Annotated in this window: 16 protein-coding genes; 4 read left to right on the top strand and 12 right to left on the bottom strand. The window is 53.4% G+C overall.

The genetic code is table 11. The annotated features are described in order from the left end of the window. Nucleotides 1-128: 128 nt before the first annotated feature. Nucleotides 129-1,103, bottom strand: coding sequence for a FecR family protein (locus J5069_RS12580; RefSeq protein ID WP_264644201.1), 975 nt, complete (start codon nucleotides 1,101-1,103; stop codon nucleotides 129-131). After that, nucleotides 1,090-1,605, bottom strand: coding sequence for an RNA polymerase sigma factor (locus J5069_RS12575; protein WP_264644200.1), 516 nt, complete (start codon nucleotides 1,603-1,605; stop codon nucleotides 1,090-1,092). The genes J5069_RS12580 and J5069_RS12575 overlap by 14 nt, the downstream gene beginning before the upstream one ends. 275 nt (nucleotides 1,606-1,880) lie before the next feature. Between J5069_RS12575 and cbpA the strand changes: the two genes are divergently transcribed. From cbpA to dgcJ, 3 genes are all read left to right on the top strand, one after another. Beyond that, entirely contained in the window at nucleotides 1,881-2,801 is a 921-nt protein-coding gene (gene cbpA, locus J5069_RS12570; protein WP_264644199.1) for a curved DNA-binding protein, read from the top strand. Then, nucleotides 2,801-3,106: a chaperone modulator CbpM gene (cbpM, locus tag J5069_RS12565; protein ID WP_264644198.1), complete on the top strand. Its 306-nt coding sequence runs from the start codon at nucleotides 2,801-2,803 to the stop codon at nucleotides 3,104-3,106. Before cbpA ends, cbpM begins: the two co-directional genes overlap by 1 nt. 125 nt (nucleotides 3,107-3,231) lie before the next feature. Beyond that, nucleotides 3,232-4,746 carry a diguanylate cyclase DgcJ gene (gene dgcJ, locus J5069_RS12560; protein WP_264644197.1) on the top strand — a complete coding sequence of 505 codons (1,515 nt, stop codon included), beginning with the start codon at nucleotides 3,232-3,234 and terminating at the stop codon, nucleotides 4,744-4,746. Nucleotides 4,747-4,829: 83 nt separating this feature from the next. Here the strand turns inward: dgcJ and J5069_RS12555 are convergent, their stop codons facing one another. From J5069_RS12555 to J5069_RS12510, 10 genes are all read right to left on the bottom strand, one after another. Then, nucleotides 4,830-6,302, bottom strand: a complete 1,473-nt coding sequence (locus J5069_RS12555; protein ID WP_264644196.1) for a glycoside hydrolase family 1 protein — start codon at nucleotides 6,300-6,302, stop codon at nucleotides 4,830-4,832. 20 nt (nucleotides 6,303-6,322) lie between these two features. Beyond that, nucleotides 6,323-8,224, bottom strand: a complete 1,902-nt coding sequence (locus J5069_RS12550; protein ID WP_264644195.1) for a beta-glucoside-specific PTS transporter subunit IIABC — start codon at nucleotides 8,222-8,224, stop codon at nucleotides 6,323-6,325. Between the two features lie 105 nt (nucleotides 8,225-8,329). Next, nucleotides 8,330-9,157, bottom strand: a complete 828-nt coding sequence (gene licT / locus J5069_RS12545) for a BglG family transcription antiterminator LicT (protein WP_264644194.1) — start codon at nucleotides 9,155-9,157, stop codon at nucleotides 8,330-8,332. 244 nt (nucleotides 9,158-9,401) lie between these two features. Beyond that, the gene (locus J5069_RS12540; RefSeq protein ID WP_264644193.1) at nucleotides 9,402-10,064 is read right to left on the bottom strand and encodes an MOSC domain-containing protein; all 663 of its coding nucleotides are present in this window, start codon (nucleotides 10,062-10,064) and stop codon (nucleotides 9,402-9,404) included. Nucleotides 10,065-10,116: 52 nt separating this feature from the next. Then, nucleotides 10,117-12,093 (bottom strand): TonB-dependent receptor plug domain-containing protein, encoded by a 1,977-nt coding sequence (locus tag J5069_RS12535; RefSeq protein ID WP_264644192.1) that lies wholly within the window; start codon nucleotides 12,091-12,093, stop codon nucleotides 10,117-10,119. A gap of 26 nt (nucleotides 12,094-12,119) precedes the next feature. Beyond that, nucleotides 12,120-12,974 carry a ModD protein gene (gene modD, locus J5069_RS12530; protein ID WP_264644191.1) on the bottom strand — a complete coding sequence of 285 codons (855 nt, stop codon included), beginning with the start codon at nucleotides 12,972-12,974 and terminating at the stop codon, nucleotides 12,120-12,122. Continuing rightward, nucleotides 12,971-13,783 carry a class I SAM-dependent methyltransferase gene (locus J5069_RS12525; protein WP_264644190.1) on the bottom strand — a complete coding sequence of 271 codons (813 nt, stop codon included), beginning with the start codon at nucleotides 13,781-13,783 and terminating at the stop codon, nucleotides 12,971-12,973. Before J5069_RS12525 ends, modD begins: the two co-directional genes overlap by 4 nt. A 12-nt stretch (nucleotides 13,784-13,795) precedes the next feature. Beyond that, nucleotides 13,796-14,551, bottom strand: coding sequence for an ABC transporter ATP-binding protein (locus tag J5069_RS12520; RefSeq protein ID WP_264644376.1), 756 nt, complete (start codon nucleotides 14,549-14,551; stop codon nucleotides 13,796-13,798). Next, nucleotides 14,551-15,534: a FecCD family ABC transporter permease gene (locus J5069_RS12515; protein WP_264644189.1), complete on the bottom strand. Its 984-nt coding sequence runs from the start codon at nucleotides 15,532-15,534 to the stop codon at nucleotides 14,551-14,553. The genes J5069_RS12520 and J5069_RS12515 overlap by 1 nt, the downstream gene beginning before the upstream one ends. Then, a complete protein-coding gene (locus J5069_RS12510) occupies nucleotides 15,531-16,556 on the bottom strand; it encodes an ABC transporter substrate-binding protein (RefSeq protein WP_264644188.1) in 1,026 nt (341 codons plus the stop codon). The genes J5069_RS12515 and J5069_RS12510 overlap by 4 nt, the downstream gene beginning before the upstream one ends. Before the next feature lie 209 nt (nucleotides 16,557-16,765). Here J5069_RS12510 and J5069_RS12505 point away from each other — a divergent pair, with 209 nt between their 5' ends. Continuing rightward, nucleotides 16,766-17,485 carry a hypothetical protein gene (locus J5069_RS12505; RefSeq protein WP_264644187.1) on the top strand — a complete coding sequence of 240 codons (720 nt, stop codon included), beginning with the start codon at nucleotides 16,766-16,768 and terminating at the stop codon, nucleotides 17,483-17,485. The last annotated feature ends 97 nt before the right edge of the window (nucleotides 17,486-17,582 follow it).

Raw genomic sequence — 17,582 nt, 5'->3', positions numbered from 1 at the left:
GAGCGCGTTAATAATAGTAATTATCATTTGCACTCTCACTACGTTCACGAATGAGGAAACGGATCACTGAACCCTGAAAATGAACTTTTTAATCAAAAAATCACAACACATTGTAAAATATGAAATTATTATGGCGAGAGAATCACCAGTCGTTCGGTCACTTTGCGCATCTGGAACCCGACACTGGCTTGCAAAGAGGCCAATGCCGCATCGCTATCCGCCAGCGAGAAGCTACCGGTCACCGTTTCATTGGCCAACGCGGATGCTGAGATGAGAATACGCCCAGAACGATAGCGTTCCACCTCACGCACCACATCGGCCAAGCGAGCGCGATAGAAAATATAACGTCCGTCGCGCCAGGCCATTTCGTCTGCAACATTCACGCTGACAGGCGCATGAGTACCGCTGGCACTAAAGCGCGCCTGTTCGCCCGGCTTCAGCACCGTTGGCGTCATCGCGCCACCGGCTGTCACCGCGACGCTCCCCTTTGCCAGGGTCACCAGTGCAGCGTCATCGATCAGCCGTACATCGAATTGTGTGCCAAGCACCCACACATCACCGGCCGCCGTCGCCACCACAAAGGGCGTTTGCGACGGTGTGACATCAAAAAAAGCGGCACCGCGCAGCAAGTGGACGCGCCGCCCTTGCGGCGTAAACGCTACGCTGAACGCGCTATCCGCATCCAGCAATACCCGCGAGCCATCTGCCAGCGTTACGTCACGACGTTCGCCTTTGCTCGCCACGTGGCTCGCCGTCACATCCTGCATCCAGTAGGGATTTTCCAACCATAGAACCCCTGCCATCACCAACGCACAACAGGCACTGGCCGAGACCAGCCACCGCCTTGCGCGTTGATGGCGTTTTGCCTGCTTGATTGCCGTGAGATAAACCGCCAGCGCGTCAGACTCCTTTTCCGCCAGTCGCTTGCCCGGTGCCGCAGTGGCCTGCCACACCGCCTCGACTGCGCGATAGGCGTCATCGTGGGCGGGATGACTCTGTCGCCACTGGTCACAGGCGGCACGCTGAGCGCGCGAAGGATTATCCCGCAGAGAAATAAACCAGTCGCGCGCTTGTTCGCGGATCTGCGTCTCAGTCGGTGTCATCGTGCTCGCCTCCTATGCGCGCTTCGCAGGCAGCGACGGCCCGCGCCATGTGTTTTGCCACCGCACGGGATGAAATGCCCATCACCGTAGCGATTTCCGAGAAGCTGCGTCCATGCACCCGATTGAGCAAAAAGATATGCCGCGTTTTTTGCGGTAAGGCAGCCAGGATTTCATCAATGTGATGGATGTTCTGCTGTGCGGAGACAATCTCTTGTGGCGACTCGGCTTCCTCAGCGTAGTGCTCGGGCAGCACACCCTGAAGGTAATCCGCTTTGGTTTTTTCCGCTCGCAAATGGTCAATTGCCGCATTACGCGCACAGCGGGTGAGGTACGCGGCAGAGTCGCCCTTCCACTCAACCGCCTTTTCCCACAAGCGCAGAAAAATATCCTGCACCAGGTCGCTGGCGATATTACGGCACCCCACCCGACGCCGGATCTGCCGTTCCAGGCGCTCATGCTCTGTGAGGTATAACGCGGCGAGATCCTTGCTTTTGTCGGTCATGACATCGAGCCCCGAACGGTAGTAAAAACAGTGCCGAACCGCGCAAGGATCCTGTGCCACAAGGCGGGAAGAATGGGCTGAACGGACGGCAATTATTGCTGATGTTATCAACCGTTTCCAGCAAATAAAAATGATAATCAATGCATTACGTTAAGTACGGTTATCGCTTTGGTGGTTTGCAGTGGAGATATGCATTGCATGGGATTATCCTACACTTAGTGGTGAAAACACGCACAGGAATCCCATTTACCGATCAAATGACGCGAGATTACGTTATGGAATTAAAGGATTATTACGCCATCATGGGCGTAAAATCGACTGACGATCTCAAGACCATCAAGACCGCCTATCGTCGATTGGCCCGCAAATACCACCCGGATGTCAGTAAAGAGCTCGACGCCGAAGCACGGTTTAAAGCCGTGGCTGAAGCGTGGGAAGTGCTGAGTGATGAACAGCGGCGAGCAGAGTATGACCAACTGTGGCAACACCGTAATGATCCGCAGTTCACTCGGCAGCCGCAACATGAAAGTGACCAGCGCTATAAGGCTGAAGACGTTGACGATCTTTTCTCCTCTATCTTTGGTCAACATGCACGCCAGTCACAGCAATCCCGCGCAGCCCGTGGTCATGACATTGAAATCGAAGTCGCAGTATTCCTCGAAGAAACCCTTAGCGAACACAATCAAACCATCAGTTACAGGCTACCGGTGTATAACGCCTTCGGCATGGTAGAGCAGGAAATTCCCAAAACGCTCAATGTGAAGATACCGGCAAGCGTGGGCAACGGTCAGCGCATTCGCCTTAAAGGCCAGGGAACACCGGGTGAACACGGTGGGCCGAATGGCGATCTGTGGTTGGTTATCCATATTGCACCGCACCCGCTGTTTGATATCGTGGGCCACGATTTGGAAATTGTCGTCCCGCTTGCTCCTTGGGAAGCAGCACTGGGCGCAAAAGTCACCGTACCGACACTGAAAGAGAGCATTCTGCTGACCATCCCTGCGGGCAGTCAGGCAGGTCAACGGTTACGTATCAAAGGTAAGGGGCTTATCGGTAAACACCATACCGGCGATCTGTACGCTGTGATAAAAATCGTGATGCCACCGAAACCGGATGACAGCACCAGCACCCTGTGGCAACAGTTGGCAGACGCCCAACCATCCTTTGATCCTCGCAAAACATGGGGGAAAGCATAATGTCGACAGTAACCATCACCTTTACCGTTACTGAGTTTTGCCTGCATACCGGCGTTTCGGAAGATGAACTGAGTGAAATTGTCGGCCTGGGAGTGATTGAACCTCATGAAGATGAACACTCATGCTGGCAATTTGACGATCGTGCAGCCGCGATTATGCAGCACGCCCTACGTTTAAGAAGAGAGTTAGCGTTAGATTGGCCCGGTATCGCCGTAGCCCTGACATTATTGGAAGAGAACGCACAGTTGCGCCTAGAAAATCGACGGCTGCAACAGCGTCTGTCCCGCTTTATTACACACACCTGAGCGGTATCAACACGCTAAAGAAAACGCAAAACAAAGGGGCCGGCCTTCGCCTGCCCTTTTGCACACAATGAAGCGCTTTATGCTATAACTATGGCTATCAGTGCTTAATAAAGGGATGCTGCATCTTGTCACAGCCAAAATTTATTAGCGCAATTATTTTCATTGTGATTCTGACCACCAGCATTTTTACCAGTTTTATTGTTAATGAGTATCTCGGGCTCAGAAGCTATATGGGATATATTGCGGAGAATGGCAAATCTGCGCTATTTCATGAAGAATATATTAACCAAAATATTGCCTTCCGCCTCTCCAGGGCGTTTTCGCCTTCAGCATCCGTTATCGATAACAAAGTGAACATACCGCATGATATCTGTCAGTATGCCGAGTCAGTGGGCGAAACCTATGGTTTGAACTTACTGAAACAGACTTTGCCTACGCTCAGTGGAACGTTACAGACACGCAACCCGGAGTGCGCGGACTGGAGCCAGGATGTTGCCGCACTGGCAAATATTCAGGAGTATGAAGCGGGTGCCTCCTCAACGTACAGTTTCTCGAACTACACCGGTTATACCTTCAATAACGTCAGATATTATATCGACTTGATCAATAACTACATTTATATCAATCGACTGGTCGATACGCACCACTATACTTTTAATAACTGGCTGGTCAGCAATGATGGTCGCATCGATATTGACCGCAGCGCGCTGACAATAAATATCGATGCAACTGCATTAAATGATTTGCATAATGGCAATAATATTGTCTCACACATTTACCGCGACGGTTATACCGAAAAAAACATAATCAGTATGCTGACACCCGTTTTTCAAAATAATACAATTAAAGGCGTTATCGTTACCGATATTAATATCAGCGATCTGGCGACGTCATTTTATACCGCTGAACGTCCATTATTGTGGCGGTTCCTTTCACTCTATGTCACAGACAATACAACCGGCGATAACATTGTTTTCCACCGTCCCACACTGCGTTCTGTGGCGCTGATCAGTCACCAGGAAAAAATCACTCGTTACTATACCTTGCATATCAAACTGGATGGGATCTATATCGTCCTTAATATGTTATGGCTGATTGCGCTTTACGTGCTCAGCACCTGGTTACTCTGCCGCTATGCCAGACAGCAACTGGTTCGCCACCAGTCTCTGTCGCGAGATAATGTGACTGATGCCATGACGGGCCTGTATAACCGTAAAATAATGACCCCCATGCTCGATAAAAAGATTCAGGCATTGATCAACAGAGATATTTCAGTAACGGTCGCGGCGGTGGATATCGATGGATTAAAGAGAATCAATGATACCCTTGGTCATCATCTGGGCGACAAAGCGATCCAGTTTTTGGGTAAGGCGCTGGCGCACTCTATTCGCAAAAGTGATTACGGCATTCGGTTGGGTGGCGATGAGTTTTGCCTGATTCTGATTGATTATAACCTGACGACATCACAGGATGTCATTGCGCGGGTTTATAGCAATCTGGCAGAAACCGATAAAGAAAAATTGACGGCGTTTTCTTACGGTATTTATCAATTACGTCCCGGCGACACGTTAGATACTGCATTATTAAAAGCAGACGATTTACTGTACCAACACAAACGCAATAAATACACACCGCGATAATACCGCCCTGCACTGCCCGGAAATACGGGTTTATGCGGATAAGTCGGGGCGCAAAATGCTCGCCCCGACCTGGCATTCACGCCTTAGAGCGATTCACCGTTGGTGGCGATAACATCCTGATACCAATAGAAACTCTTCTTACGGTAGCGGGCCAACGTGCCGTTACCGTCGTTATCCTGATCGACATAAATAAAACCGTAACGCTTGTTCATTTCTGACGTCGATGCACTGATAAGATCGATGGGTGCCCAAGAGGTATAGCCCATCAATTCCACCCCGTCTTTCACCGCTTCTTTCATCTCTTTCAGGTGCGACTGGAAGAACGCAATACGGTAATCATCGTTCACCTGATGATTTTCATCGATCTGATCCACAGCGCCCATGCCGTTTTCCACCACGAACAACGGGATCTGATAACGATCGTACATATCGTTGAGCGCAATCCGCAGCCCAACCGGATCGATCTGCCAGTCCCATTCGGTGGTTTTCAGGTAGGGGTTCTTCACGCCACCGGCAATGTTACCGCCCACTTTATCCATCTTGTCGGCGTTGACGCTGGTGACCAGCGACATGTAGTAGCTGAAAGAGAGGAAATCCACCGTATGCTGTTGCAGGATCTCTTCGTCACCCGGCAGCATGTCGATATGAATGCCTTTTTCCGCGAAACGGCGCGTCATGTGGCGCGGATAACGTCCGCGAATCTGCACATCACTAAAGAAGTAGTTGAGCTGGTTTTCGCGGTACGCCAGCAAAATATCTTCCGGCGCACAGCTTTCCGGGTAGGTCAGCAAGCGCGTCAGCATGCAGCCAATTTTCGCCTCTGGGCAGAGGCGGCGACAATGTTTTACCGCCAGCGCGCTGGCAACAAACTGGTGGTGCAGTGCCTGATAAATCACGGTTTCGATCTCATCATTCGAGAAACGCTCCGGCACAATCCCACCCGTGGTAAACGGGTGACGGATGATGCTGTCGATCTCATTGAACGTGAGCCAGTACTTCACTTTCTCTTTATAACGCTCCAGCACGGTAACGGCGAATTTCTCAAAGCAATCCACCGTTTTTCTGCCATTCCAGCCGGCAAAATTGTTGACCAGATAGATCGGCATTTCGTAATGAGACAGTGTTACCAGCGGCTCAATACCGTTGTTGCGCAGTTCATCAAACAGTTCGTCATAGAAGCGTAGCCCCTCTTCATTCGGCTGCTCTTCAATCCCAGTGGGGAAAATACGTGTCCAGGCAATGGAGACGCGCAGCACCTTGAAGTTCATCTCGGCAAACAGGGCAACATCTTCACGAAAACGGTGATAAAAATCGATACCGCGGCGTTTAGGGTACGGGCTGGCGTCAGTAGCGGCGATAGCATCGGCAATCTGCTCGTCGGTGATTTTATAGTGCTTTTCATACTCTTCACGCTTCAGATTCTTTTTGTGAATCGCCATGTCTGCCGTGGAGAGCCCTTTGCCTCCCTCATTCCATCCGCCTTCCACCTGATTGGCCGCCACTGCGCCGCCCCACAAAAAACCTTTTGGAAAACCGGTAATTGCTGAATCTTTCATATTTTCTCTCCCATTGATGGTTAAACGGTGGCGCTAAACAGGGTCATTAATGTGTTGCTGTTATTTACGCGATGTTGTTCGGTGGCTGAAATCGACTGATAGTCATCGGTGTTGGCGATCACCACGGGCGTTGTCACATCGAAGCCTTTGGCGATCAGCGCCTCAAGATCGAAGGTCACCAGCAGTTGCCCGGTGGTCACACGATCCCCTTCATTGACGTGGCTGGCAAAATGCTCACCGTTGAGCCGCACCGTATCGATCCCGACGTGCACCAGCACTTCCACGCCATCATCAGAGGTGATCCCGATGGCATGTTTGCTGTGGAACAGCTTCGATACCACGCCGTTCACCGGCGACGTCACTACGCCCTCAGAAGGGAAAATCGCAATACCTTTGCCCATGATTTCACTGGCGAAGACGGCATCTTTCACCGAGGTGAGCGGCACGATAGTGCCATTGAGCGGTGCCGCCAGCGTGATGCCCGGTAACAGACTTTGGCTGCTGGCCGAGGTCACGGGTGTGGATGCGGCGGTATTCTGCGGCGCGGCCTTCGGTTGTTCTCCGAGTGACTCATCGAAGCCCAGCAGGTAGGTCAATAGGGCCGAGAGCGTGAACGACATGCCGATACCAATCAGGTAATAGGCAAACGTGGTGGTCATAAAGGCTGGCAACGTGGTCAATGCCGGGAACACATAGGCCATAACCGTGGTGCCCATCGAACCGATAAAGCCACCCGCGACCGTACCGGCAATCAGCGATGCCACCAGCGGGCGCTTATATTTGATAGAGATACCGTAGACGATAGGTTCGGTCACGCCAGCAAACAGCGCAGGCACCATGCTGGACAGGGCAAAGGATTTCAGCTTTTTGTCCTTGGCTTTCAGGAACACGCCGAACGCGGCTCCCGCCTGAGCAAAGGTCGCGGCGGCCGTCGCCGGTTTAATGGTGTCAAAGCCGCGCAGCGCCAGGTTATTGAGCATCACCGGCACCATGCCCCAATGCAGGCCAAAGATCACCAGCAGCGTCCAACCACCGCCCAGGATCGCCCCGGTCAGCATGCCGCTCACGCCATTCATGTAAGCGATACCCGCACCGATACCGTCCCCGAGGTAGACACCAATCGGCCCGACGGCAATAACAATCACCGGCACCATGATCAGCATCCCCAACATCGGCACGGCCACCATCTCGATACTTTGGTGAATCAGGCGTTTTAACAATCGCTCCAGATAGGAGTAGGCCCAGATAGCCAGTATCGCCGGGATCAGCGTGGAGGAATATTTCATCAACACCACCGGAACCCCGAGAAACTCGACAATATCCCCCTGCTTTGCCATCAACCCAGTAAACGTCGGTTCCAGCAACGCACCGACAATCGCCACGGAAACAAACGGATGCGCATTGAACGCCTTGGCACAGGAAAACGCCAACAGCAGCGGCAGGAAATAGAACACGCTGTTGCTCGCTGCCGCCAGAATCTTATAGGTACTGCCTGCGGTATCAATAAAGTGGTAGGTCGACAGGATCACCAGAAACGCTTTCAGCATCCCTGCACCGGCCAATGCGGGCACAATCGGCACCAAGATAGAGGACATTTTATTGAAAAGACGTCCGACAAGATTGCCTTTCTTGCCATCGGCTTCACCTTCGCTGTCCGAGGAGGCATCGCCTTTAATGCCAAACTCGTCCACCAAAAGGCGATACACGGTGGTGACGTCATTGCCAATCACCACCTGATATTGGTTATTACTTTCGACGGCCAGAATAACGCCATCGAGTTTATCCAATGCTGCTTTATTAAATTTTTTGCCATCTTTTAGGGAAAATCTTAAGCGAGTAATACAGTGAGTTAAAGAAACAACGTTCTTTTCACCACCAATAAGCTCCAGTATTTCCCCGGCAAGTAAACGAAAATTACTCATGGGCTGACCTCGATAATAGTCATCGTCGTATTTTTATTACAGAATGAATAAGCAGCTATTTAAGCGCTTGCAGTAAACCCCATCGTGAGAACGGTCTTTAAAATTTTATTTCCTCACATGTTCAATATGTATAGAAAGAAACATCATTTCATCATCGGTTAACGAACGGCCATAATCATGACTAATAAATTTATTCACCCGTTTGGCACATTCATAGGAGGCAGAATATTTTAACGCCACAACGTCATGCAGCGAACTGTCATCGCTGGTGACATAAGTGTTACTCAGCAAGCGATGCGCGAAAAATTTCAGGTGAGTAACAAACCGTTGAAAATTTATTGAGTCTTCTTCATATTCGATTTTGAAATGGTATTTAACAATATTCAGAATATCCTGAATCACTTTCGACACCGCTTTTATATCCGGCATAGCGCCGTCTTTCTGCGAGTTCAGCAGATGCAGGGCAATAAATCCGGCTTCGTCTTCAGGCAACGCCACGTGGAGTTGGGCATTAATTTCAGCAATCGCCCATTGGCCTATAGTAAACTCATTGCGGTAGAGGCGCTTGATATCCCACAGCAGCATATTTTCGACATAAGTACCCTGCCGGGTTCTTTCGATAGCAAAACTCAAGTGGTCGAGCAAAGAGGCATAAACGCTTTTGTGAATTTTTCGGTCAAGTTTGCTGGTCGCCTGCTTAACGATATCGAGAACGATATTAAACAGCGCATCAGGAACATCCTTAAACGCCTCGCTGGTTTTATCGATGCTGTTCTCTTCATCGAGACGAAATATTTTTTGAATACAGGCCTCATCGACCAGGTCATCGGTTTTTTTGTTAAAACCAACGCCTTTTCCAATAACAACGCACTCCTTGCCGCTAAAATCGCGTGCAACGATGACATTGTTATTCAGAACCCGTTGTATTCTCATATTCCACCCAAAAAAAAAGGCAAAACGTAAAAGAGTCTTTTATCTCTTTTAGGTTTTGCCTGTTATTCAAACAGTAACAATCCATGCCTGAGAATACACCATAACCCGGTATACCTTGCAAGCGGGGGATGTTTGATTTTCGTTTTATTGTGATGATTATCACGCATTAACAAAACATTCACAACGCCCCACCGCCAGCATAAAATGTGGAAACAAACACATCCTTGTCGCAGTGTTTTCGCGCTCAACGTGGGTCGAGCAGTGCTAACCGATCCCGAATCTGTTCCCGCCAGGTGCTCGACAAGGTTTCAATCTGATAAACCGCTTCCAGCGCCTCACGGTCGGCGGCCAGATCGAAAAGGATATCCTGCACGCGATTCAGCGGCCATTGACCGTAAGGGCGTTCCAACAACTCAAACGTGGCCCCCGCGTAAACCTCGCCCTCCTGCAACACGCGATAGAACCAGCCGTTGCGGGATTGCGCGTGCATCAAAGCCGGTGCGGCATCATCTTCCAGTCGTCCCGCCATGGTATTACAGGCAATCCGCCCCCAGGATACCTGAAGCAGAGCCGTACCCACTTTGAAGATGTCACCGGCGCACACGCTCTGTTCAGTCATCCCCTGCGTCGAAAAGTTTTCACCAAAAATGCCCGGTGCGTCGAATAGCGCAGCGCGATCGGGGTACTTAGCGCGCCAGAAAGCATAATGTTCCCACGCATAGTGTAATAACGCACAGTCCGGATCCGGGTAGTAGGTTTTATCCCCCTGCTCGGTTTCCAGGCCGTGAGAATGAATCCAGGCCCGCTCGGTAAACACCTTCTTCTCATGGGGGGGCGTTGTTGATGTCGCATTGCACAAAATACGGGATAACGTTGCTGTGTGTTCCATAACGCGTTCACGTTCCATAAAATCTCCACCCTCAATGCAGGTGCTCCCCAGCACGCCGGGGAGCAAACAATCAGAACTTGTAGGCAATTCCCGCCCAGAAATTGCGCCCTTGCTCAATGAACCCGTAGTTATAGGCATACTCGGTATCGAACAGGTTATTGACCGAAGCATTGACGCTAACGCCATGGCCGACATCGTAATCCGCACGCAAATTGGTCACGGTGAAGCCAGCAGCGCGCTGTTTCGCGTCACTGCTGTTGTAAGCCGAGGAGCGCGCCTCCTGCGACAGGGTGAAGCTTAAGGGTTCCCAAGGCTTGAAGGTCATCCATGCCACCAGCGTGTGCGTCGGCAAATCAGTCACTTTACCGACTTCATCCTGTTTCACATCAGCATGAATCAGGCCGTAGCTCAGGCCAAGATCCAACATCTCGGTCACTTGTCCTTTTACACCGAGATCCAGACCGGTGTAGTCCACACGCCCGCTGTTACGGTTTTGCAGGGTATTGGCATCAATGGTATGCCCCAGAATCGCATCATTGACGCGGTTATAATAGACGCTGACATCATAGCCCCAGTCGCGGGTAAAGGTGCCGTTCCAGGTCACATCAACCGTTTGCGCCCGTTCTGGATTCAAGTGCGGATTGACCAGCACCGTCTGGCCGTTATAGGCGGGTTTCGAGGTGGTGTAACGCTCTTTGAGCGTAGGGAAACGTGTGCGATCCGAGAAAGAGAGCGACAGCGTATCTTCATTGGCGAAGTGATATTTGGTCATCAACTGCCAGTTAAAGGCATTCTGGCTATTGTTGGCGTAATGGGTAATATCGCCGTTTTTCTCGTGTTTCATACCCTGACGGCTGTCGCGCCAGTCATAGCTGATACCGGCGACTACGTCGAGGTTATCGGCCGCAGCCCATTGGTATTCACTCGCCAAAGACCAGGTGCGATCTTTGTAGCGGTCAAACGGCGCATCGACAGCGCCCCGTTCCCGGTGCACATCATCCTTCCAGTTCACGGCAAACGAGAGCAAATCACGGGTGCGGATATCGGCGGCAAGTTGCAGCCCGGCTCCGTTAGTAAAATCGGAGTAATGGCTGTAGTTCCCTTTACGGTTCTTCAGATCGGCCAGTGATTGATACATCAACAGCGTATTTTCGAAGGTATCGCGATAGAGACGGCTCTTCAGGGTGTAGCGATCGCCAAGCTGCGTAGTGCCCTGATAGTAATAGCTCTCTTTGTCATACTGCGGCCAGTGCCAGTAACGAGATTTCTGGTCAGGATTTGTACCCGTGTAGGGCGGGTTCTCTTTGCTACCGTCCTGATTGATATAGGTAAACACGTATTCGTCGTTTTCGCGCGGGGTAAAGCCCACTTTGACGATCCCACGTTTATCATCCGCTGCGGAGTTAATCATCTTGCCATTCTGACCGGCAACCGGATTGTCTACGCTGCGCGGCAGACCAAGGAAATCCTGTTTTACCCGACTACCGCTGAGCTGAATATAGCCCGTGTCATTACTGGCGCCCAGGGATGCCTGGGTGTCGAAGGCGTTAGTTTTGCTTCGGCTCCAGCCCTGACGATATCCCACGCTGGCTTCCAGCGGTTTGGTCGGTTTTTTGCTGGTAATATTGATGGCACCACCCATCTGGTTCGGGCCTTGCAGCAACGACGAATAGCCTTTGGACACTTCCAGCGACGCCAGATCGGAGGTGAGAAAACGCCCTAAATCCAGATTGCCGTCATAAGGAACATAGACCGGTACGCCGTCAAAATAGACCGGCACCTGGCGGCTATCAAAGCCACGTACCTTGACCTGTTGCTCATTACGTCCGCCGGATTTTTGCAACACCACGCCGGGCACCACGCTCAGCGCCTGCGCCACATTACGTTTATCCAGCTTCTGTATGGTTTCCTGATTAAGCACCGTGGTGGTAGCCGCAGGCACCGGGCTCGACCACACGGTCATGGTATCGCTTTCCAGCCCAGCAACAGCGTTATGCGCGAAAGCAAGCGACAGCGCGGTGTAAAGATAATTTCTCTTGAATCTCATTGTTATTATGTCCTTTTTTATTTTCACTAACGCGGCGAGTCTGGCTCCAGACGCACCTTGATATCCGCTGGCGGCGCGTAATAGGGCGCCGAGGTCACAAACAGCGTGATGCCACAATCGAGATAATCCGGCAGGGTGGCGAGCGTAATGCCGCCGGTCAGCGCCAGCGTGCAAGCAGGCGCGAGCGTGGGAGCGAGGCGGGCAATGTTCGCCGCCTGCTCAGGGGTAAATTTGTCGAGCTGTATGCAGTCAGGTGCCGCACGCAGCGCCGCCAGCGCCTCGTCCGGCGTATCCGCCTCTACCACGATCTTTCTTTCCGGCGCATGGCAGCGCAGTTGGCTCACCATGGCAGGCCAGTCATCGCCGTTTGCGAGAAAGCGGCGGTGATTGGCAAACAGCAGGATGGTTTCACTGCATCCGGCGCGATGAATCAACCCGCCAGCGGCCTGCACCGCCTGGGTAGCGAGCAACTTGGTGCCGGGAATCATTTTGCGCGTGCAGGCGATATGCCCGTCAGGATGGTGCTGGCGCAGCAGATCCAGCATGCGCGCCAGATAGCCAGACACGCCGCAACTCCATTCCAGTACATTCTGCACCGCCTTCCATCCCTGATGCAGCGCCGCCACCGAGCCGCTGGCACACAGCAAGGTCTGCCCGGCCACCACGCGTTCGCCGTCATTCACCGAGGCGGTCACACTCACCCCAAGTGACGTGAGCATCTGCCGCGCAGCGGCAATCCCGCTGACACAACCGCCCTGCCGATGAAAAAAGGTGATATGTCCCGGCTGCCCACCAATACCGAGCGCCTGGGTCGTCAGATCGCCCCCCTGAATATCCTCCAGTAGCCAAGCGTCAGTGAGTGCCTGCGGAAGGAAAATCATGATGTTGCCCCGAGCGGCACGCTGTCCCAATAGATCAACGCCCAGTCACGACTCGATGGCGCTATCGTGCTGACATTCTGCTGTTGATACCAACGGTAAAGCCGCTCACGCTCGTCATCGCTGAGTGTGCCGAAGCTCCATTTCACGTTCTCTTCGAAGCGTGCATAAGTACTGTTATCCTGCTGGCAGTTGGGTCCACGGATAAAATCGACTTGTGCATAAATCCCCATTTGATACAGCACATTGAGGGCATAGATATAGTTAGGCAGTTCCACCACCTCGCGTCCTAACGCCCGCTGAATCACCGGCGACATAAACGAGGTGCTGACCAGATGCGTGGTGTACACGCGCAGCCGTGCCTGCCGGTTCAACTTCTCCATGGCCTGCCGCATATCGGCCACCAGCGTCGAACGCGACGCCACCGCGATATCACACACCGGCAGTGCGTCCCACTCCTCTTCCCAGGCACGGCGCACCCAGGTCACGTTATCCGCACCTTGCTGTCGCGCGCGGCGCTCTGCCACCTCCAGCATGCCCGGGCTGTAATCCACGCCGTACACCGTCTCCAGGTTATCCGCCAGCGCCAACGCTACGGTGCCCGGACCGCACCCCATATCAAACAGCGACTGCGCACCGCGCAAGTCAATCTTTGCCACCAGTTGTTGCAGGTAGCTGTCCTGGGGCGAAGCACAATTCTCCACCATCTTCTCCGCCCGCTTATCCCAGTGGTCGGGCGTTTTTTCGGTGCGATGGGCCAGCGCCAGTTGCTGGCGGTAAAGGCCTGCAAAATCAATGTCATCAATCAGCATTGCTATCCCTTATCAATGAGAGCCATACAAATGGCGGTGAATCTGCGCCGGGGTTACCCGGTACAACGCGGCGAGCCTGTCGGTGTGCAATTGTTCTGCGGGAGCGCCTTGAGTCACCCGGCCATCGGGCTCCACCATCACCACGCTGTCGGCAATTGCGCGTGCATGAAGAGGATGGTGTGTCGCCATCAACAACGTCATCCCCTGCTGTTTCAGCGCCACCAGCGTTTCCAACAGATCGATTTGGTGACCAAAATCCAGGCTGGAAGCCGGTTCATCCAGCAGTAACAAGCGTGGCTTTTGCGCTAACGCTCGGGCAATCAGCACCAGTTGCCGTTCACCGCCGCTCAGCAGGTTCCAACGACGCTCGGCCAGATGGGCGATCCCAAGCGCAGTGAGCTGCTGCACCGCCGCGTCTCGTTCGCGCTGACCGGGCACGGCAAACGTGCTCATGTGCGGCGTCAACCCCATCATCACCATATCGAGCACGCTAAAGGCGAATGCGCCTTCGTGCGCCTGCGGCACCCAGGCCATCACGCTGGCGCGCTGCGCATCTGAATAGCGGTGCAAAAGGGTATCGGCCAGCACAATCTCGCCGGAAAGCAGCGGCAACACGCCAAGAATGGCGCGCATTAACGTGGTTTTCCCGCAGCCATTGGCGCCCAGCAAACAGCAGGCACTGCCCGCGGGTAGGGAAAACGCCACATCGCGTAATACCGTGTGGCGGGCATAGCCCACCGTGGCCTGCCGCACCTCGAGCAGCGACATCATCGGCCCCCTCGTAACAGCAGCAGTAGGAAGAACGGCGCACCGATAAAGGCGGTCAGAATGCCGAGTGGAATTTCAGTGGCACTCAGGGCGCGCGCCAGCGTATCGGTCAGCAGCAGCAAAATGGCACCGATGCTCATGGCAACCGGCAACAAACGCTGATGATTGTTGCCCGTCAGCAAGCGGCCAATATGCGGCACCACCAGCCCGACCCAGCCGATAACGCCCGCTACGGCTACCGCGCTGGCCGTCATCAGCGTGGCGCACACAATCAGCCCCATGCGCAAGCGTGTGACATTAATCCCCAGCGTACGAGCTTCATCATCTGCCAGCGTCAGCAGGTTCATGCGCCAGCGCAGCAGCAGCAACGGCAGCATGCCCAGCAGGATGATCGGTGCACACAGGTCAAGATCGGCGCGCGTCACCGTGGAAAGTCCACCGAGCAGCCAGAAGGTGATGGAGGGCAACTGGGTATAAGGATCGGCGAGGGTTTTGATCAGCGAGATCCCCGCGCCGCACACCGTTCCCAGCGCAATGCCGACCAGCACTAACGTCAACACCGGATCGTGCCGCGTCACCTGTCGGGTGATCAGCCAAACCCCGGCCACCACCAGCAATCCACCGGCAAATGCCAGTAACTGGATCAACAGCAGCGGCAAGCCCAGCCAAATCGCAACGCAGGCACCGAGGCCCGCCCCCGCCGCCACGCCGAGAATATCGGGTGAGACCAGCGGGTTACGAAACATCCCCTGATAGGTAGTACCCGCCCCCGCCAGCGCAGCGCCAATCAGCAACGCCGCGGCGATGCGCGGCAGGCGGATCTGCCAGAACACGATCTGATCTTGCGGCAAATGTCTGTCAGGGCTGAAAAGCAGCCCGATCACTTGATGAAGGCTTAAGGGATAAGCGCCGGAAAACACCGCCAGCGCGATGCACAGTAGCGCCAGGGTGCTCAACAGCGTAAACAGGGTTGCCGTTCTCATTGCGCGTTAACGATTCGGTTAAACTGGACCTCGCTCAGCGGCGCATGCCAGAACAGCGTGGCAAAACGCATCATGTCAGCTTCAAAGGAACGTGCCACGTCCTTGTCCAGCCAGGCGTGCAAGCGTCGCAAGCCGAGCAGCCGATTGATGCCCGGCGGCGCATCCAGCCAGCCAAACGGCAAGCCGCTAAGAAACAGGATGCGTTTTTGCGCCACGGCCTTCACCCCCTGCCATACCGGATCGTGAGTCAGCGTGTGCAGGGTCGCGGCCTCCTGCACCAAAATCATGTCTGGCTGCCAGGCCAACAGGTTTTCCAGCGACACCTGCGCCAATCCCTGACGTCCCGGCAGTTGCGCGACATTTCTCAACCCCAGCAGTTCGGCCGCTTCCGTGTGCAAGGAGCCGGCCAGCCCGGTTTCCAACCCGCTGGCACCGCGCGCCGCGTAAAAGCGCACGTTAGCGGCATCCGAGTGGGCGAAGGACTGCGCCTCCTCAATAAACTGACGCGCCAGTTCCGCCTGCGGTTCGGTGCGAAACGCTACGCCAAGCGCGTTCCCGATCGCCTGTAACTGCTGCGGCGTGCGTGCCAGCGTGCCCTTGATCAGTAGCCACGGGGTTTGCGTTTGGCTGCTGATGCGTTGCGCTTGTGAAGTCCAGGTTTCATCCGCATTGCCACAGTCAACAATCAGGTCAGGTTTCAACGCGAGCAGTTTCTCCAGCGACAGCGTGGTCGCACGCCCCGCCAGACGGCCCAACTTGGGTAAACGGGTAATCGCTTCCGGCAGCAGATCGTTGCCCGTTTGAGAGAAATCGAAGGACGAGAAACCCAGCAATTTTTCCGGTGCCGCCGCCATCAGCAACAAATCGGCAGGTGCGCCCGCGCTGATCACACGCTGAATATGTTGCGGTGCGGGTAAGCTTCCCACCGTAAACGTCAGGGCCTCGGCGGAAAAGGCGGGCCATCCCCGCAGTAACCCTGCGGCAGCCATCGCCTGAAGCAGGCGTCGTCGTGTTACTGGCATAACATCATCCTGAATACGCAATATTTCGTTATATATTTACACACATAACGAAATGTTCGTTGCTCAATGTCAACATTTGCTAACTCAGGTAATCATTCACTGCGTAACTTTTCAGATTGCGCCGACGCTCAAATACGAGAAATAGCACTACACTCGAGGGGCCGTACTTAAGCTAATATCTTGGAAAATAAATATAAAAGAGGGTAGTTATGGCATGTTATCAATGGCGTACACGCGCCGTAATGGCGACACTGATTGCGGTATCCGTCAGTGCCTGTGTACCAATGCAGCGCCAACGCGCCGCCTACACAGATCTTTGCCAGAGTGAGTACCCTTTCAAGGTGCCGGGCCCGCAGGGGGAAACCACCCTGACGCTCGAAACCTATCTCTACGATCATGCGATTTCCTATGCTCCTTCCCGCTATACGCAAGCGTTGTTCTCCATTCCTTACGTGAATGGACCGGAAGCCAAACCGGAGTTTTATGTTCAACTGATCGCCTATAACAAAAACCGTCAGCGCCCTTCTCGCCCCGGTAAAAAAGGTGAACCTGCCATCCCGGTGCTCTACGACAGCCGACAGGCTTATGTCACGCTGGAAGATGGCACTCGGGTGAATGCGCGGCCAGAGTTGTTTCTCGGTATGCTCACCTACGATTTCCCGATTCCCGATATGAAATACGCGCGCCAATCCCCTTACGATATCAACAGTGATGAAGTGCACCGCCGTATCCCGAAACTCACTAACAACGATGATTACGGTTCGGTCTATGTGATATTCAAAACGCCACGCTTCACGGAAAACGCCAAGTGGACCATCCATTTAGGCGAAATGACGGTGGCAGGACAAAAAGTGGCGATTCCACCGATGCCTTTGTGTTATCACCCTCAGAAAGAGTGGATAGGCATTGAACCGCTGATGCGCCCGTAGACTTCAGGCGAAACGAGTGAATACCATGCGCGTGGAGAATCCGCTTGAACAGAACAAGAATAAATATTATATACAATAAGTTACTGCAAACACCCTA

Source organism: Candidatus Symbiopectobacterium sp. NZEC127 (assembly GCF_025962675.1).
Lineage (GTDB): Bacteria > Pseudomonadota > Gammaproteobacteria > Enterobacterales > Enterobacteriaceae > Symbiopectobacterium.
Note: the sequence above shows the minus strand (reverse complement) of the source record. Positions and strands in the feature narration are given on the sequence as shown.

Bases quoted from the DNA above. Each gene is read 5' to 3' on its own strand.
- modD (WP_264644191.1), bottom strand. From the start codon at position 12,974: ATGATTTTCCTTCCGCAGGCACTCACTGACGCTTGGCTACTGGAGGAT.
- J5069_RS12510 (WP_264644188.1), bottom strand. From the start codon at position 16,556: ATGCCAGTAACACGACGACGCCTGCTTCAGGCGATGGCTGCCGCAGGG.
- J5069_RS12505 (WP_264644187.1), top strand. From the start codon at position 16,766: ATGGCATGTTATCAATGGCGTACACGCGCCGTAATGGCGACACTGATT.
- J5069_RS12525 (WP_264644190.1), bottom strand. From the start codon at position 13,783: ATGCTGATTGATGACATTGATTTTGCAGGCCTTTACCGCCAGCAACTG.
- J5069_RS12555 (WP_264644196.1), bottom strand. From the start codon at position 6,302: ATGAAAGATTCAGCAATTACCGGTTTTCCAAAAGGTTTTTTGTGGGGC.
- J5069_RS12575 (WP_264644200.1), bottom strand. From the start codon at position 1,605: ATGACCGACAAAAGCAAGGATCTCGCCGCGTTATACCTCACAGAGCAT.
- J5069_RS12540 (WP_264644193.1), bottom strand. From the start codon at position 10,064: ATGGAACGTGAACGCGTTATGGAACACACAGCAACGTTATCCCGTATT.
- J5069_RS12550 (WP_264644195.1), bottom strand. From the start codon at position 8,224: ATGAGTAATTTTCGTTTACTTGCCGGGGAAATACTGGAGCTTATTGGT.
- licT (WP_264644194.1), bottom strand. From the start codon at position 9,157: ATGAGAATACAACGGGTTCTGAATAACAATGTCATCGTTGCACGCGAT.
- J5069_RS12535 (WP_264644192.1), bottom strand. From the start codon at position 12,093: ATGAGATTCAAGAGAAATTATCTTTACACCGCGCTGTCGCTTGCTTTC.
- cbpA (WP_264644199.1), top strand. From the start codon at position 1,881: ATGGAATTAAAGGATTATTACGCCATCATGGGCGTAAAATCGACTGAC.
- cbpM (WP_264644198.1), top strand. From the start codon at position 2,801: ATGTCGACAGTAACCATCACCTTTACCGTTACTGAGTTTTGCCTGCAT.
- J5069_RS12520 (WP_264644376.1), bottom strand. From the start codon at position 14,551: ATGTCGCTGCTCGAGGTGCGGCAGGCCACGGTGGGCTATGCCCGCCAC.
- J5069_RS12515 (WP_264644189.1), bottom strand. From the start codon at position 15,534: ATGAGAACGGCAACCCTGTTTACGCTGTTGAGCACCCTGGCGCTACTG.
- J5069_RS12580 (WP_264644201.1), bottom strand. From the start codon at position 1,103: ATGACACCGACTGAGACGCAGATCCGCGAACAAGCGCGCGACTGGTTT.